The sequence below is a fragment of the Shewanella sp. MMG014 genome (assembly GCF_018100775.1).
GTDB classification, from domain to species: domain Bacteria; phylum Pseudomonadota; class Gammaproteobacteria; order Enterobacterales; family Shewanellaceae; genus Shewanella; species Shewanella japonica.
In genome coordinates, this window is sequence record NZ_JAGJDZ010000006.1 from 327,046 (window position 1) to 343,601 (window position 16,556).

Annotated in this window: 13 protein-coding genes; 7 read left to right on the forward strand and 6 right to left on the reverse strand. The window is 42.2% G+C overall.

Annotated elements, in window-relative coordinates:
* Nucleotides 1-147: 147 nt before the first annotated feature.
* The 4 genes from J8L86_RS12310 to metB form a co-directional block, all read right to left on the reverse strand.
* On the reverse strand, nucleotides 148-1,197 hold the full coding sequence (locus J8L86_RS12310) for a c-type cytochrome (RefSeq protein ID WP_211030533.1): 1,050 nt from the start codon (nucleotides 1,195-1,197) through the stop codon (nucleotides 148-150).
* 9 nt (nucleotides 1,198-1,206) lie between these two features.
* Entirely contained in the window at nucleotides 1,207-1,926 is a 720-nt protein-coding gene (locus J8L86_RS12315) for a c-type cytochrome (protein ID WP_211030535.1), read from the reverse strand.
* A 302-nt stretch (nucleotides 1,927-2,228) separates the two neighbouring features.
* Nucleotides 2,229-4,622, reverse strand: a complete 2,394-nt coding sequence (locus J8L86_RS12320; RefSeq protein ID WP_211030536.1) for a bifunctional aspartate kinase/homoserine dehydrogenase II — start codon at nucleotides 4,620-4,622, stop codon at nucleotides 2,229-2,231.
* A gap of 53 nt (nucleotides 4,623-4,675) precedes the next feature.
* Nucleotides 4,676-5,836, reverse strand: coding sequence for a cystathionine gamma-synthase (gene metB, locus J8L86_RS12325; protein ID WP_055022727.1), 1,161 nt, complete (start codon nucleotides 5,834-5,836; stop codon nucleotides 4,676-4,678).
* Between the two features lie 222 nt (nucleotides 5,837-6,058).
* On the opposite strand from metB, the gene metJ reads away from it, so the two are divergent.
* Together metJ and J8L86_RS12335 are read left to right on the forward strand one after the other, a co-directional pair.
* Nucleotides 6,059-6,376, forward strand: coding sequence for a met regulon transcriptional regulator MetJ (gene metJ / locus J8L86_RS12330; protein WP_055022728.1), 318 nt, complete (start codon nucleotides 6,059-6,061; stop codon nucleotides 6,374-6,376).
* A 110-nt stretch (nucleotides 6,377-6,486) separates the two neighbouring features.
* The gene (locus tag J8L86_RS12335; protein WP_211030538.1) at nucleotides 6,487-7,227 is read left to right on the forward strand and encodes a sulfite exporter TauE/SafE family protein; all 741 of its coding nucleotides are present in this window, start codon (nucleotides 6,487-6,489) and stop codon (nucleotides 7,225-7,227) included.
* A 42-nt stretch (nucleotides 7,228-7,269) separates the two neighbouring features.
* Here the strand turns inward: J8L86_RS12335 and J8L86_RS12340 are convergent, their stop codons facing one another.
* Both J8L86_RS12340 and J8L86_RS12345 read right to left on the reverse strand, forming a co-directional pair.
* Complete coding sequence (locus J8L86_RS12340) at nucleotides 7,270-8,496, reverse strand: conjugal transfer protein TraF (RefSeq protein WP_211030540.1); 1,227 nt, start codon at nucleotides 8,494-8,496, stop codon at nucleotides 7,270-7,272.
* 120 nt (nucleotides 8,497-8,616) lie between these two features.
* The gene (locus tag J8L86_RS12345; RefSeq protein ID WP_065109755.1) at nucleotides 8,617-9,525 is read right to left on the reverse strand and encodes a LysR family transcriptional regulator; all 909 of its coding nucleotides are present in this window, start codon (nucleotides 9,523-9,525) and stop codon (nucleotides 8,617-8,619) included.
* A 192-nt stretch (nucleotides 9,526-9,717) separates the two neighbouring features.
* On the opposite strand from J8L86_RS12345, the gene J8L86_RS12350 reads away from it, so the two are divergent.
* The 5 genes from J8L86_RS12350 to J8L86_RS12370 form a co-directional block, all read left to right on the forward strand.
* Nucleotides 9,718-10,437: an SDR family oxidoreductase gene (locus J8L86_RS12350; RefSeq protein ID WP_065109754.1), complete on the forward strand. Its 720-nt coding sequence runs from the start codon at nucleotides 9,718-9,720 to the stop codon at nucleotides 10,435-10,437.
* 276 nt (nucleotides 10,438-10,713) lie between these two features.
* Nucleotides 10,714-12,396: an ABC transporter transmembrane domain-containing protein gene (locus J8L86_RS12355; protein WP_211030542.1), complete on the forward strand. Its 1,683-nt coding sequence runs from the start codon at nucleotides 10,714-10,716 to the stop codon at nucleotides 12,394-12,396.
* Nucleotides 12,393-14,474, forward strand: coding sequence for an ATP-binding cassette domain-containing protein (locus J8L86_RS12360; protein ID WP_211030544.1), 2,082 nt, complete (start codon nucleotides 12,393-12,395; stop codon nucleotides 14,472-14,474). Before J8L86_RS12355 ends, J8L86_RS12360 begins: the two co-directional genes overlap by 4 nt.
* Nucleotides 14,467-15,792, forward strand: coding sequence for an HlyD family type I secretion periplasmic adaptor subunit (locus J8L86_RS12365; RefSeq protein WP_211030546.1), 1,326 nt, complete (start codon nucleotides 14,467-14,469; stop codon nucleotides 15,790-15,792). Before J8L86_RS12360 ends, J8L86_RS12365 begins: the two co-directional genes overlap by 8 nt.
* 8 nt (nucleotides 15,793-15,800) lie before the next feature.
* Nucleotides 15,801-16,556 (forward strand): hypothetical protein (locus J8L86_RS12370; protein WP_211030548.1); only part of this gene is annotated, 756 nt, incomplete at its 3' end.

Sequence of the window (16,556 nt, forward strand, 5' to 3'; positions counted from 1 at the left end):
TAATAATGCAGCTCATATAATCCTCTGCCTTAGCAGTAGAGGTGATACCTCAACCAAATACGTTTTATTATGCTACTGTACTGCGTTGCCATTTATTCAGCGTTTCTACTTTCCCAATGACTTTCCCAATGACTTTTCCAATCAGGCTTACTGACTAGCCTCAGGGAAATTAGGATAAGCCTTTTCGCCTAAAAGTACATTTTGAGGCTTTTTGCCATAATAACCATCATGTTGATGAAAACTGGCTTTCGTTTGCTCTATCTTTCCTTTAAAGCGCGGATCTTGAGGTCGTTCCTGGGCATTAATGTATGCTGCTACATCCCAAGCCTCTTGGACTGAAAGCTGAATACTCTTTCCTAATGGCATATTCTCATAAATAAAGTTAGCCGCTGTATTCACTCGATGCATACCTGCTCCCCAGTTATAGCTCTGCGGGCCCCATAATGGCGGAAGAGCACTCACTTTTGCCATCTTTACTCCTTGACCATCTTGACCATGGCAAGCCTGACAATGTGCAAGATAGACTGAATGACCTCGCTCTATTGAGTAGGGCTTTTCCGGCTTATCTAACTTAGGAAAGCCGCGACCAGGCAGCATCGTTAACGCTTTTTGATCTCGCTTCGCGCTAATAACCTCAGGTAATGGAAACTCAGGACGATTACCTCCTTTTAGCAACTCAGCATCTGACAATATTGGTACATCACCAGTAAGATTAAATTGATTCATCAAGCCACTCATCGCTAACCAATATGAATAAGCCGACAGAGCAACTAACACATCGCTACCTGATTCAGGGGCTTTGCCATTCATTGAGTAAGTAAAACAACCTTGAATACGCTCCTGATAACTATTCACTTTGTCATTTTTTTTACGATAGGCAGGATAGGCCATATAAGCCGCCCAAAGTGGCGAAGCATTCGCTTTATTTCCGGCGTTCATATGGCAATTTACACAGTTCAATTCATTGCCAACATACTGATTGCGCATTTGCTGACTATTCACAAACAACTGATACCCCTTTGTGACTTTGTCGCCAAACTCCCCTTTAGGAATCGCAGATAACGCACTCGGTGTTAAATATTGGGCATTAGCATCTTTTGGAACAGAAGGAAGTTGAGCTTGTCTATCGGGTAACTCCGTCGCTGATAATCCCATACTGAGCAACACACCAGCCACCGAAAAATAATATAGCTTCATAGTATGTCCTTATTTCTGAGCCGAAAAGTATTGAGTTAATGCATCAATTTCTGCAGCGGAGAGCTTTTTAGCAATATTGCCCATCATGTTGTCAACATCCCCTGTACGGGTGCCTTTTTGCCATGCCAATAATTGATTTTTAAAGTAGGTGGGTTCTTGGCCAGCTAACCGCGGAAATTGACCTGCACCAATACCTGACGGACCGTGGCAACTGGTACATGCTGGGATCTCCCGCTCCCAATCACCTTGAAAAGCCAGTTTCTCGCCTATATCGCTAATGACAACTTTATCACCTCGATACTGCAAACTAATTTCAGCGACTGGTTTTGCAGCAAAAAAATCTGAGACTAATTTAATGGTATCGCCCTGCACCGTCATAGCCATTGCCATCATCGTCGGATTTTGACGTTTACCAGACTGAAAATGAGAAAGTTGCTGGGCCATATAGTCACTAGAAAGGCCTGCTAATCTAGGGCCTGCTACCCCCAAACCTTCACCGTTTACGCCATGACAACTTAGGCATACTTGAGCCGCTGCAGGTACGGTTTCAAGGAGCTCTTTAGGTGACGCTTCAGGAATACTGGCTGAAACACTAAGGCTTAACGTACTGCCAATTAGCGCCGCCCAAAACCTAGATACACTAAAGTTTGCACTTTGTACCCATTGCGAAGTAACTGTATTGGTGAAACGCCATGAGTGAACTTTGGAAAACCAGAGATTTTTATTCATATATCAGCCTTTTGTGAATAATCCATTTCCTATGCTTTACTCAATATAGTCAATAAAAGAACAGTTAGACAGGATGTTTTTTATACAAAAGCAAGATGCAGATAATTAAGTTCATACTGCTGAATTTTTTATTAATAATGACTTGGTTTACTGCGATATCTCAAAAACATTAAAGAAAATAACGCACTTGGGTAGCACAAGGCTCAACCACTGCATTACTGTCCCCCAACAAAAAAGGCTTACTTCGTTTAGAAATAAGCCTTTCATTTACACTAACCATAAGGTGAACAAGCAATTAAAAGTTACTCTTGCAGTAAATCCTTACAAATCTGTACCAGATCGGATTGAACGGCTGCCGCTGTGACTTCTCTGCCAGCACCAGGTCCACGAATAATTAGAGGATTACCTTGATAAAACGCACTTCGAATAACAAAAACGTTATCACCAGGGGTTAAATTGGCATAAGGATGATTTGTATCGACCCATTGGATACCTACTTCAGCATGCATTTTGCCATCAACCTTGTCCAAAGAGGCGACATAACGAAGCACTTTATTTTGCTCTGCCGCTGTAGTGAACTGCTGCAACATACTCTGATCAAGTTCCGTGATACGTGCTAAAAAATCATCTAAAGATAAGTCTGCCAATGCAGCAGGCACCAGTGAGTTTAAGACTATATCCTCTAATTCAATTTCAAAGCCAATCTCACGAGCTAAAATCAATAGCTTACGTTGCATGTCACGACCAGAAAGATCGTCACGTGGATCGGGCTCGGTTATCCCTAACCCTCTTGCCTCTATCACCAATTCTGAAAAAGATTTTTGGCCATCATAATGCTCAAACAACCAACACAAAGTGCCTGAGAAAATACCGCCAACCGCCTCAATACTGTCACCACTATTACGTAAATCATTCAGGGCGTGTTGTATTGGTAAACCCGCACCACAACTTGCGTTATAACGCCAAAATAGTCTGCGGTTACTCAGCTGTTGTTTCAGCTCTCGGTAAAATGGTAATGGCCCTGAACCTGCAAGTTTATTAGCACTAACAACATGAATTCCACGGGCAAATAATTCAGGGTATTGTAAAGTTAAGCTGGCGCTGGCACTGATGTCTAGCACGACTAATTCATCACAATCGAGATGCTCTAGTTGCTCAAATAGACTCGTATAATCCCAAGGTTTAGCAGTCGTATCAAACTTATCTTGCCATTGAGTAAGATCAATTCCGTCAGGGCAGATAAGTGCTTCTTTAGAGCTCAGTAATCCCACTAATTGCACAGTGGCTTCAAGCTCACGATTAAGTGCTGTTGAAGATCGTTGGAATAAATCAATCCAAGCTTCACCGATATTACCGACTCCCAACAGCAGCACGCCAATACGCATTCGTGGACCTGCGCAGCGGCGATGTACTTTTTGAGTGAGTAAGCTCACCTGAGATTTTGGCACTAAGGTCACTAAGCTTAAATCATCTTGATAAAGCGGTTTTGCATCACGACTGAGTAAGCGAGCAAAACTGCGACGATAGTGCTCGGCATCAGCGCTAACCAAGGCGACTAATCCAAGCTCATCGCTCACATGAATATCACTGACATTAAGCGCTTGGGCGTGTAATTCAAGTAAGGTGTGCACTTGCTTTTGATTTTCAACAGTAAAAGCAAGTTCAACTTTATGGTGGGCAGATGTCCAATAAGCTAAAGGAAGGATCCCCTGTTGCGCTAATAATTCAATCAGGTTTTCTGTTGGTGATTGCAGCTTAATTTTAAACAGTACGACCTCATTTAAACTCGTTACAACCGGCGCACTTGCCGAAGAGCTTTGCGGCGCAATCAAGGTAAAATCAGTATGAGATGCATAGCTAGAACGAACAGCCAAACTGACATTGGTATCAAATAAAGGTTGTAATGTCCTGCTGTGAAGGACAGGAGAACCTAAATGAGCCAATCTATCCGCTTCCGCCAATGACATACTATTGAGTAACTTGGCATCATTGATTTTATTAGGGTCTGCATTAAACACCCCTTCAACATCAGTCCAAATAGTGACTCGTTCTATATCTGCTAAGCTCGCAATTAAGGTTGCGCTGTAATCAGAGCCATTTCGTCCAAGTAACAGAGTATCACCTTGCTGGTTAGCGCAAATAAAACCAGTAATGACTAATCGCTCATTGGGGTGCGCTTCAAGCAGTGCTTGCACTTTTTCACGTGATTGAGCTAATCGAATATTAGGCACTAAGCCTTCGTCAGCAACGAGAATTGAACAAGCATCAACATTGATTGCAGCAACACCTGATTCACGTAAAAGCGCAGCCATTAAGCGCGCAGACCAACGTTCACCAAAGCTGAGCACTTGGTTTAATTCGAATTCATTGCGCTGCTCAAGTGATAACAGGCTGATCAGTTGCGCCTTATCCGTTGATAGACGCTCACGTAAATCTCGGGCTTGTTCGTTAGAGAGCAGCTGCTCAATTAAGTTTTGCTGGTAGCTGATGAGAACTTGTAATTCTTCTTGCCATAATTCGCCCGTTTCCCGAAGCGACAACAGCTTGTATAGAAAGTTAGTGCTTTTTCCCGCAGCTGACACGACGACAAGATCGTCGCAGTTTCCATGAGTCAACAAAATATGGGCGACACGGCGATAACAATCTGCATCAGCAAGACTTGAACCACCAAACTTATGTAAATGACTGCGGGTCATTTTGTACTCCTTAAACCACTAAACTTTTGTGCAAAACGCTGACTGACACGGAACTATAATGCGGCAACTGCTGCGAGCCCGGCATTGATGTCATTCACTAAATCTTCTGCGTCTTCAATCCCGACAGATAGTCTCAGTAATGTATCTTTAATACCAGCTTCATAACGTGCTTCAGGCACCATTGCTCTATGGGTCATTGTTGCTGGGACGGCAACTAAGCTTTCCACTCCGCCTAAGCTTTCAGCAACACTGAAAATCGATAATGCATTTAAAAAGGCAACCACTTCCGCTTCGCCACCTTTAAGCTCAAAACTTAACATAGCACCAAAGCCTTTTTGCTGTTTGGCAGCAATATCGTGACCTGGATGGTCTTTTAAGCCGGGATAGTACACTTTTTCAACGACATCACTAGATTGCAACACGTCAATCACACGCTGAGCATTAGTTTGGTGCTCACGGATCCGCACGGCTAAAGTTCTAATACCACGCAGTGTTAAGTAACTGTCAAATGCAGAACCTGTTAGCCCTAAGGTATTTGACCACCAATGTAATAGCTCACCAAGCTCTGCATCTTTAGCGACAACGGCGCCGCCAACAACATCACTGTGGCCATTAATGTATTTAGTCGTTGAGTGCATCACGATATCAGCACCAAGTTCTAATGGCTGCTGTAAAATTGGAGATAAGAAAGTATTGTCGACTACAACAAGTGCATCAACAGCATGGCTTGCTTCAACGATGGCTTTAATATCCACAACCCGCAAAAGTGGGTTCGAAGGTGTTTCTAACCAGACCATTTTAGGCTTTTGCGCTATCGCTTCAGTGAGTGCTTTCTCGTCAGTTTGATCAACAACCAATAATTTAAATTGGCCTTTGTTGGCAAGATTTGTGAACAGTCGGTAACTACCACCATAACAGTCATGCGGTACCACGATTAAGTCATCAGGCCCAAGTAAACTGGTCACTAAGGTAATCGCGGCCATTCCTGTACAAGTTACAATCCCTGTCGCGCCATTTTCTAGTTTAGCGATTGCCTCTCCTAGTACACAACGAGTCGGATTACCTGAGCGGCTATAGTCGAATTCCCTAGGGTTGGTGTGTCCATCAAATGAATAATTTGTTGAAAGGTAAATCGGCGGGACTACCGCGCCATACTGAGTATCAGATTCGATACCTTGGCGAACTGCTAATGTAGCTGCGCGATGTTTTTTCATTGTAAGCTCCTCAAGATTGACACACTATAGAGTACACACCGTAGAGATGTCTAGATGGCTAAATGTACCTAAGCAAAGTTAGATCGTCAACACATATTAGACGTTTAGACGTCTAAACATAAAGAAATCTATTTGCATTCGTTATAGAATAGCAGCAATAATTTGACTGTAATAAATAAGCAGTTAAAATCTGCCACGAATCTATCGTATAAAGGTGAGTTAATGACTGAATGGAATGGCGACTATATCAGCCCATATGCCGAACATGGCAAAAAAAACGAACAAGTTAAAAAAATTACGGTATCCATTCCGTTAAAAGTGCTTAAAGTACTAACTGATGAACGTACTCGTCGTCAGGTGAACAACTTGCGCCATGCCACTAACAGTGAACTATTATGTGAAGCATTTTTGCACGCATATACAGGTCAGCCACTCCCTAACGATGAAGATTTATCTAAAGAAGGCCCAGATAGCATTCCAAGTGAGGCTAAAGCTCTTATGGATAAAATGGGCATCGAGTGGGAAGATTTAGACGAATAACCACTATTGAGCTTACTTTTATGTAAGCTCAATTTTATTCTGCATTTCTATTCGCATAAAATTTGTCGTACCAAATTTGCACCGACCTTAATTAAGTCAACGAGCACAGAATGGCATTTATCGATCCGCAAACCTTGATGCTTGCATCGGTTATCATATTTCTGGGCGCACTAACTCAGGGGCTAATAGGTTTTGGCTTAGCAGTGGTCGCCAGTCCACTGCTTTACATTATTGACCCTCAACTTGTTCCTGTTCCAGTTATTGCATGTGGATTTTCCATTGCATTAATAACGTTATTGCGAGAGCGAACCCCGCTCAAGTTTAATGGTTTACAATACGCCTTGCTCGGTCGAGTCCCTGGTGGTTTTCTTGGTGCTGGATTATTAATTTTTGCCCCACAAGCAGTATTAGGGCTAGCGATAGCCTTTATTGTGGCTACTGCAGTCATTCTTAGCATCTATAAAATTACCGCACCAGTAAATAAGATCACTTTGTTTATAGCAGGGGTTTTATCAGGAATATTTGGCAATATCGCTGCAATTGGTGGCCCACCTCTAGCAATATTACTTGCCGGAAAAGACGCACCACAGTTTCGTGCAGCCTTATCCATATTTTTTGTCTTTAGTTCTATGATTGCGATGTTGATACTCATTGTGGCGGGACTCGTTGAGCTAAAACATGTTTGGCTTTCATTGATGTTATTGCCGTCGGTGTTTTTAGGTAGCCTAGTGGCAGGAAAACTAACCAATAAAGTCGACAAAGAAAAAACCAGAATGGCAACATTAATGCTGTGTGGCCTGAGTGCTATCGTGCTAACAATTAAGTCAACGTTAGCTTTATCTATCAGTTAATCACGCCATAATTAAAGTCGCTGACGATCGTTAGGTCAGCACTCAGAAGTGGTAAGAGGTTTGTAATACTGCCCCTACAGCGTCATCTTCACCATAGCTACCACTCATGTCTAACTTAAATGCTTGCCCAATCGCAAAACCTGTACCAAATGAATATATATCAACACTGTTGTCTTTTAAGTCATGTCGATAACCCATTCTCAACGAGAGCCAATCAGTGGCTTTTAGCTCACCGCCTACACGCCAATACTGCACAGGATCAAACTCTTTAAATCGGGTTTGGTCGACTAAATCAATATCTGTGGTCAAGGTTACCGATGACCAATCGTAGGCAGCGCCTGCGGTAATTAATGGTTCCACTTGGTAGTGAAACTCTCGTCCTTGCGCTTCAACCGTTTTGACGGTTTGACTGAATAAGTTTCTGGCAGATAGCCCAATAGTTAATTTTTCAATAGGTTCAAATGCGACACCAACGTCCAAATTAAAAAGATTTTCATCGTTACGATATTTGTCATCATCAAAATCATCAGCGTCAAAATTGTTAGCATTAACTGAGTAATGGTAAGTATCAATTCGTTGAAACTTCGGTGAAACCCCTACCCTGACAGGCATATTTACAATCGACAAAGGAAAGCTAAGTGCCACACCAAAATCAGTCACACTACCAGCTAGCACGACGCCTTGAGAATCTAGGTCAGTGATTTCAGTTGGCGGGTTATTAGGGTCAAGCACGTTCAAAGTATCAATGTCTGACTGGGCAATATCGGCCACACCCACTGCGTCAATATAACTTTTATAAAAAACCGCCATCGGCATACGTTGATTTGGTATCACCAAGGCTGCACCAATTCCTGCTGATACATTCGCCACATTGCCTTTGAGTGATTCTAAATCTAACACCAAGTCGTCTCGAAAGGCTTCAACCTCGGCGGAATCACCGTTATTGATTGCCGTTTCAAGGCCATCATAAGAGTCCTGTAACGAATCAAACTTATCAATCATATTATCGCTATCAGAACCTTCGGCGCCAATTGTTGGCAGTAATAAAGAAAATGCTTGGGTCTTGTTGATTTCATCATTGGTATAGGTGTTATGTGGAGTAAGAATGGCCAATAAAGCAGGATTAATGAAACTGGCGCCAACTCGATTAGAGGCAGCAACACCAGTACCACCCATACTGTCGCTGCGAGCTTCAAAATAAAGCCCGCTAGCTTGCACATTATTGGCAAGCAAGAGTAAACAGAAAGGTAGCGCTAGTCTTGATAGCATCCCAGTTTTCCTATTTTTATTGTTTAATAAAGATAGTAGAAATAATCAAAAAAGGATGTCATATCAGCAAACTAAATTTTCATTTTTACCTTGTTTCAATTAACTGCATTGACTAAATTTTTATAAATCAGGCAGATAAGATTTGAAACGTTCATGGGTAAACTGTATAAATTTTTTCAGGCGCTCAGGTTGAAATTTGTCCTTGTGATAAAGCACATAAAACGGTGTGTCGGGTATTTGCCAATCTGTAAATACTTCGACTAATTTCTCAGTTTGTATCTCTTGATGGCAATATAAATAAGGCAACCTGACAATACCATTACCAGCTAATGCGCTAATCTTCATTGCTCGGCCATTTTTACACCGAAACTTACCTTTAATCGCAACATCAATATGCTCTTTCACAGCTCCCTGTTGACTAAAACGCCAATGATTAATCGAACCAACGATACAAGCATACTTATTGAGTTGGCTCGGATGTGTAGGCTGTCCATATCTTTCAAGATAGGCAGGTGATGCCAAGGTACAGTTTTTAATATCAATAAGCTTTCGTGCTATTAATCCTGAATCCGATAAATCGCCCATTCTAAATACCACATCAAAATGATCTTCAATTAAGTCGACTCGTTGGCTACTGAAATCGAGATCTATAGTGATATCGGGATATAGTTGGATAAAGTCATTCACTAAGGGAACGATAATGTCTTCCCCTAAAAAACCACCCACACAATTGATATAAATATTACCTGATAATTTTTCCGCACTATCTACTGTGGTGGCCACAGCTTGCTCAATTTGATGTAATGCTTGCTGGCATTGTTGTAAAAACAGCGCGCCTTGATCTGTCAAGCGCTGCGTCCTGGTGGTGCGAATAATCAAACTGACACCTAGAAATGTTTCTAAACTCAATAATTGTTTAGATAAGTGCGAGCGTGAACAGCCCAATACTTCCGCAGCTTGAGTAAAGTTACCTTGTTCTGCAATCACCACAAAAGCACGGATATCCACTAAATTTATCTCTGTATTCATTTAACTCTCAATATCCATTTGCAGATAAGATGGTAACAGTTCTGCAGTAACCACCGCCTATATACGTCAATGAGTCATCGCTAACGCTGGCTCATTAGAAGTCATACGTAAACAATTATGTTCTTTATCGATTATATATCAACAATAAATCGCGCTCTATAATTCTCTCATTAACAAAGAGAGGTCGAAATCATGAAAGAACTTATCGTAATTACTGGTGCATCTTCAGGTATTGGTGCAGCAATGGCCAAAGCATTCAGCGCTAAGGGACATCCATTACTATTATTGGCTCGCCGTCTTGAACCCATGCAGGCATTGCAACTTGAAAATAGCTTAGCAATTAGCGTTGATGTGACAGATACTGAAGCGATGAAAGCAGCCATTACTGAAGCTGAAACACAATACGGCCCTGTTGGCTGTTTAATCAATAACGCTGGTGTGATGTTACTAGGTCAAGCAGATGTGCAAGATCCACAAGAATGGACCAAGATGCTCAACATCAACGTAATGGGTGTACTCAATGGTATTCATGCTGTTTTAGCCAGCATGAAAGCCCGTAAAACAGGTACTATCATCAACGTAAGTTCAATTGCTGGCCGTAAAACCTTTCCAAACCATGCGGCTTATTGTGCAACTAAATTTGCTGTACATGCATTAACGGAAAATATCCGTGAAGAAGTTGCTATGGACGATGTTCGCATGGTGACCATTGCACCAGGAGCGGTAGAAACTGAGTTATTAAGCCACACAACAGATCAAGCGATTAAAGATGGCTACGCAGACTGGAAAGAAGACATGGGCGGCGTAGTCGCACCAGAAGTCATTGCTGAAACGGCTGTATTTGCCTACGAAATGCCACAAAGTGTTTGTGTTCGTGAAATCGCGCTTGCCGCAACACGTCAGCAGCCTTAACGCTATGATAAACTAACTCATGACTAACCAAAGCCATTCCAATCAGTGAATGGCTTTTTTATACACTTCTATATTTGTTTTACCTTTTTAGCCAAGCGCTTAGCATTCATTTTATATTTTTAGACTCAGCCTTTAGTCTAAAACAAGCAAATAACCACCAATACAACATATTTCCTGTTGAAAAATTAACCGCACAAGACTAATTTAAAAGGTAATTCGCACAAAGTGAACTACGCTTAATTGATTGAAATTAGTGTTTATAAGGATGTTGAATAGATGCAGGAAAACTTCAGTTTACTTTCTAAGAACAAGGCATTTCCCGAGCTTTTTCTTTCTTCGACATTTATTAATTTATTGTCGCTCGCCTTGCCTTTCACCATGCTACAAATTTATGACCGAATTTTACCTAATCAAGGTTACGGGACTGCGACTATTTTAGTATCTGGAGTCGCCGTCGCTATTTTGCTTGAACTGCTACTTAGGTATGGTCGTAGTTGGATTCTTGCAGCATCAGCAGCCAACTTCGAGTTATCAACAACATCTGATGTCGTTGATAAGCTCATGAAAGCTAATTATCGCCACGTTGAAGCCATGGGGACTGGTCGTATTGCCAACGGCCTCGCCAGTATTTCTAGTATGCGAGAACTCTACTCAGGACAAGCTATTGTTGCTTTGATGGACTTCCCTTTCGTCCTGATTTTCCTTGCCTTAGTCGCTTATATAGGCGGCCCTTTAGTTTTTATTCCAATAGCCGTTTGGCTTGTTGTAGGCACATTAGTTTATTACATAGGCAAACAATTAGCCTTAGCCACCCATGATTTAGCACTGTCAGATGCTGAGCGAACTCGAATGCTCATTTTAGTGCTGTCAGGTTTAACTACAGCCAAAGCTTTATCACTTGAAGACCGACTTTCTGGTATTTATAACAATATCAATTATCAACGATTAGATAACCAACAACGGGTAGACTGGCTATCAGCAAAACTCCAAGAAGTCATTCAAGGTGCATCTCAGGGAACCACCTTGATACTTGTCATGCTTGGTTGTCTGGAAGTGTTAAATGGCTCTCTCACAACGGGTGGGCTTGCCGCTTGTTCGATTTTAGCAGGTAGAGCTATTGCCCCTTTGAGTGCCATCATTAGTTTACGTTCAAGACTTGTTAGTGCTCAAACGGCGATGTCACACGTTAATGATTTAACTGAAATTCCCGCAGAGCCTTTTACAGGCGAAACCCTATATCATCAAAAGCTTCCTTTTGGCCCAATTCAAATTACGACCGTGTGTAGTCAAAACCTCGGGACTGTAATTGATAATTTTACTACGAAAATTGAACCTAATAGCTTGGTGAATCTTCAATCTAATCCGCTAAGTCATGCAAGCCATATTTTAAGCATGATTGCAGGATTTCAGAAGATTACTTCAGGTGCGGTGACAATTGATGGCACACCAATCTATCAGCATAATGCCACAGAATTTAGACAATCAGTCACTTACGTTGCGCCTTGGCCGACACTATTTGCGGGAAGCTTATTAGAAAACATGACCATGTTTCGGGCTGAATATGAACCGCAGGCCATGGCAGTTGCTGATAGTCTAGGTTTAACTAATGCCATTGCCCAACTGCCTAACGGTTATCAAACGCTCGTCGCAGACAGTGATAGCCAAATGCTCAACAAAGGGGCGATAAAACTTATCGCCATAGTGCGAGCTGTGGTTCAGCAACCTTCAATACTGCTTCTAGATGAGCCCATGATTTCATTAGATGCCGATGCGCAAAATCGTTTAATCGCTTTACTCAAAGAGCTAAAACAGCACATGACTATAGTGACCGCATCACATTATGTAGCGCTTAGCCAAATATGCGATCAAAACATTGATATCATCGGCCATAGCGAGCCTTCTTCAGAGCAAACGCCTTCCCAAGCGGTTAGCCAAGCTAATAAGGAGAACCGCTCATGAGCCAAGCATCATTAGAATTAAAACCACTCATTATCACCCTGTTCAAGCAGCTTGGCTTATATACACAGGCCAGTAATATCGCCAGTGATAATAGCCACAATGACTTTAACACTCTTGAAGTCTCTCGCTTGCTTAAAAAGCACCAAATTAGCTTTTCAGTCATTCACCCTTCAGCTAAAAATCTTCACCTTGCGATTCATCCATTTCTTGTGATTCCAGAAAACGAAGCTGGGTTCATTGTCAGGCGACAAGGAAATATTTTCGAGAATCTGCAGGGTGAGAATACATGGCAACCAATAGACTTAACCCAACTCAATGACAAAGCTCATGTTTTTCTGGTTGAATCATTACCGAGCAGTAAAAAAAACGTGCAAGCTTTTGCCGCGCAAATGAGTAAACGGACAAAATGGTACCGACCTGTATTTTGGCTCAGTTTACTTTCAAGTATTACAGGTCTGGCCGTGCCATTATTTACCATGGCCGTATATGATCGAGTCATTGGCGGGCAAACACCGTCAATACTACCTAGCATCGCACTAGGCAGTGTCTTGGCAATTGGTGTTTTAGTCAGCACTCGTTTAGTACGGGCACAAATACTGGCTACAACCAGCAACCGCTTTGCCAGGGACTTATCTGAAATAACCTTTTATCGTTTGTTGCATATGCCTCTTATGGTGCTATCACGAGTCGGTATTTCCAATCATATTGCCCGAATGCGAAATGCTGAAAAGGTCAGGATGTTACTGTCAGGCCCCTGCGGTGGAGGCTTGGTGGATTTACCATTCACCCTCATCGCCTTACTCGCCATCATGTTTTTAAGCGGTTGGTTAGTTTTAGTGCCTATTGGTATGTTGCTGCTCTATTACCTTGTGATGAAACTATTAACTCGTTATGTTCAGGCAGCGTCTCCGACAATCAGTGGCGAATATCAAAATGCTATGAGCGAATTATCTAAAAACTTACTGCAATTAAAGGCCGCTGGTGACACCGAAGGCTGGCAAACAAAGTTTATTCGCCAAGCAAGAGAAAATAGCCGACAGAATTTTTTATACGCTAAACGTAATGGTTTAAATGCAGCAGTTGCTCATTCACTTAGTCTTTTTACCGCATTAATTACGGTATTTACTGGCATATTTTTAGTGTTAGATCAGAGCATCTCTCCGGGGGCATTAATTGCCTGCGTGATGATGATTTGGCGTATTACCGGTCCTGCTCAATTAGCATTTTCCTCTAAACAAAAATTCACCATGATGGATATTGCGGTCAAACAGTTTGATCGGTTCATGCAGGCCAATACCGAGCAGTCAGAACTTAGGTTGGATACACCAGATAATAGCAAGCCACCAGCAGTTGCTTTTCAGCATGTCACGCTTCGATACAGCGCAGAAGGTGAACCTGCACTAGCAGGGGTAAATGTAGAGATTGAACCGGGTGAATTAGTGGCCATTATTGGACCAAACGCTTGTGGTAAATCCACTTTACTACTCAGTGCATTAGGCGTATTAGATGCCCAAGCAGGCTTTGTAACCATCAACGGTAAAAATTTAAAACAATATGATACTGCCATTTTTAGACAATGGGCTGGTTATAGTCCCTCACAACCGGATATTTTCCCTGGCACCTTGGCCGAAAATATTCGTATTGCTAAACCTAACGCTACAGACCAAGAAATTATTCAAGCTCTAATTGATGCTGGCGGACAAAGCTTTTTTAACAGCATCAATAATGATTTATCTGTCGACCTTTTGGGCGAAAACAATGCCATGCTTTCGGCCATTGAAGGCAGCTATATTAATCTCGCTAGAGCGCTAGTGAAACAATCTCCACTTTTGCTGCTTGATGAACCATTACCACACCGAAACCCGACATCAAAAGCCACCCTGATTAATACGTTAACAAACCTAAAAGGACATTCAACCGTCTTATTTACTAGCCACGATCAAGACTTAATTCAACAAGCAGATAAAGTCATCATTTTAGATAAAGGCGCAGTGGTTTACGCGGGCCCTATTCCAGATAAAACGCCCCAAGAGCAGCCCACCTCAAGTGCCGAACAGGAGTCTTCAATCAATGGATAATCGTCAATTAGCTAATCGAATATGGCCTAAGCATGAATTTGCTGAAGCGATTGAAGCACCTGCTGAACGCAAAATGATCCGCAATGTCATTTTAATCATCACAGGATCAATATTATGTATGCTTATTTGGTCTGTTTTTACTGAGGTTGAAGAAATATCAAAGTCTAAAGGACAAGTCGTGCCACTAGGTCATCGACAAGTGATCCAAAGCCGCGCAGGTGGCACCATTGCCTCAGTCGTTGTTGAAGAGGGTGATGTCGTCAAAAAAGGCGATATTTTAGCAAGCTTTGTCTCTATTGATAGCTTATCAGCAGAAGAAGAGCTCACCAGTAAACGTGCGAATTTAATCATGCGAATTGAGCGTTATGATGCCTTTACGGAACAAAGAGAGGCCGACTTTAGCGAATTTGCTATCGAGTACCCTGAGTTACTGCGACTTCATACTTCCGCTTTAAGACGTATGAATGAAGAGCGTGTTGCAATGGAGCAATTATCAGAATCCGATATTGCCAAAACCCAAGCTGAACTTGACGGTCTTAAAGCAGAAATCCCGCCATTAAGCGATCAAATACAAACAGCTGAACAAACCCTTAAAATGATGCTGTCCGTTACTGCTGAACAAGCGGTATCTAAGTTGCGTATTTTAGAGTCACAACAAAAGCTTGATTCCTACATGCGTGAGCTAAAATCAATGGAAAGTAAACAGCAAGTACTCTCCAAAAATCTAGTTAATTTAGAACGTCAACTCAAGCAAAAACAAGCCTCACTATTTAAAGATGTCGGAGAAAAACGAACAGACACTCAAGCAGAGTTATTGGGGGTTATCGCAAGACTTAAATCTTCTGATTCTTTGGTGTCTCAAAATACAGTGACAGCGCCTGTTGACGGTATTATCCAATCCATTCCTACGAGTTCTACTGGTAGTGTAATTCAACCAGGAGGCACTGTTGCAGTGATAGTTCCTATGACTAAAACCGGGTTAATGGAAATTAAACTGTCCCCAAGAGATATCGGCTTTGTTCGAGTGGGCCAAAGTGCTCGTATCAAAATTGATGCCTTTGATTACAGTCGATACGGCGCGCTTGATGGCATCGTCAAACGCATCTCTCCCAGCACTGACTCAGATGAAAAAGGCGGCGTTTTTTACAAGGTGCAACTGTCCATCGAAAAGCCCTACTTTTTTGACACGCCTGGTCAATTTGAATTAATCCCAGGCATGACAGGAGAAGCAGACATAGTGACTGGGGATAAAAGTGTTTTCCAATATTTATGGAAACCCGTGTTTACTAATATTAATGAAGCATTCGGTGAGAGGTAGAGGTTAGCATGACTCAAGACAACCAAGGCAAGACTCCACCTAATAGTGAGCAAAAAACGGATACTAAACAGGTCAATAAGCCCAACACGGCTAAGCAAACTGAACAAATTAAACGAGATAAAAAAGCAAAGGTTGCGGCCAATAAAATTGACGTTGAAGCCAAAAAACTCCTAGCAAAAGAAGCTCGAGATACCCCACAAACAACTGTCGGTATTAATCAGGATCTTGTTGCCGATAAATCGGTTAGCTCTTCACTGGCGCATGGTAAAACAAAACCAAACTTACCCTCTGATCAAATCCCACAGAGTGTTGAATCACTAGTAACCAATCAAACCACCGAAGCGACAGAGACTAACACTGCCACTCGCCAAATTGCATCGGCAGAACAGTCAGATGACGCTTTAGAGGTTACTCAAGCAACGCCTGAAAATAAACTAATCAAAGAGACAGGTTCAACCGAAACAACAGGAATTGGCAATGCTGAGCCGTTTAAAGCAGGCAATACTGCAACAGAAGATATCAGTCAATTTCGAGCAGCCCAAGCGAATATTACTCAGAAGAATGATCAGCAGCCCGATCAAGATTCGACTACTCCCAACCCTACAACGTACGCCCAAGTCACTCAGCCAACGCCACTCCATCCTGGACCACAAACTCCAAGTACCCATGGCCAACCACCAATTACTGGCACTAGCACTGGCACTAGCACTGGCACTGGCACTGGCACTGGCACTGGCACTGGCACTGGCACTGGCACTGGCACT

What these genes read in the sequence shown, in the direction of transcription:
- J8L86_RS12310 (WP_211030533.1), bottom strand. Translation starts at nt 1,197, where the DNA reads ATGAAGCTATATTATTTTTCGGTGGCTGGTGTGTTGCTCAGTATGGGA.
- J8L86_RS12350 (WP_065109754.1), top strand. Translation starts at nt 9,718, where the DNA reads ATGAAAGAACTTATCGTAATTACTGGTGCATCTTCAGGTATTGGTGCA.
- J8L86_RS12355 (WP_211030542.1), top strand. Translation starts at nt 10,714, where the DNA reads ATGCAGGAAAACTTCAGTTTACTTTCTAAGAACAAGGCATTTCCCGAG.
- J8L86_RS12365 (WP_211030546.1), top strand. Translation starts at nt 14,467, where the DNA reads ATGGATAATCGTCAATTAGCTAATCGAATATGGCCTAAGCATGAATTT.
- J8L86_RS12360 (WP_211030544.1), top strand. Translation starts at nt 12,393, where the DNA reads ATGAGCCAAGCATCATTAGAATTAAAACCACTCATTATCACCCTGTTC.
- J8L86_RS12340 (WP_211030540.1), bottom strand. Translation starts at nt 8,496, where the DNA reads ATGCTATCAAGACTAGCGCTACCTTTCTGTTTACTCTTGCTTGCCAAT.
- metJ (WP_055022728.1), top strand. Translation starts at nt 6,059, where the DNA reads ATGACTGAATGGAATGGCGACTATATCAGCCCATATGCCGAACATGGC.
- J8L86_RS12320 (WP_211030536.1), bottom strand. Translation starts at nt 4,622, where the DNA reads ATGACCCGCAGTCATTTACATAAGTTTGGTGGTTCAAGTCTTGCTGAT.
- J8L86_RS12335 (WP_211030538.1), top strand. Translation starts at nt 6,487, where the DNA reads ATGGCATTTATCGATCCGCAAACCTTGATGCTTGCATCGGTTATCATA.
- metB (WP_055022727.1), bottom strand. Translation starts at nt 5,836, where the DNA reads ATGAAAAAACATCGCGCAGCTACATTAGCAGTTCGCCAAGGTATCGAA.
- J8L86_RS12345 (WP_065109755.1), bottom strand. Translation starts at nt 9,525, where the DNA reads ATGAATACAGAGATAAATTTAGTGGATATCCGTGCTTTTGTGGTGATT.
- J8L86_RS12315 (WP_211030535.1), bottom strand. Translation starts at nt 1,926, where the DNA reads ATGAATAAAAATCTCTGGTTTTCCAAAGTTCACTCATGGCGTTTCACC.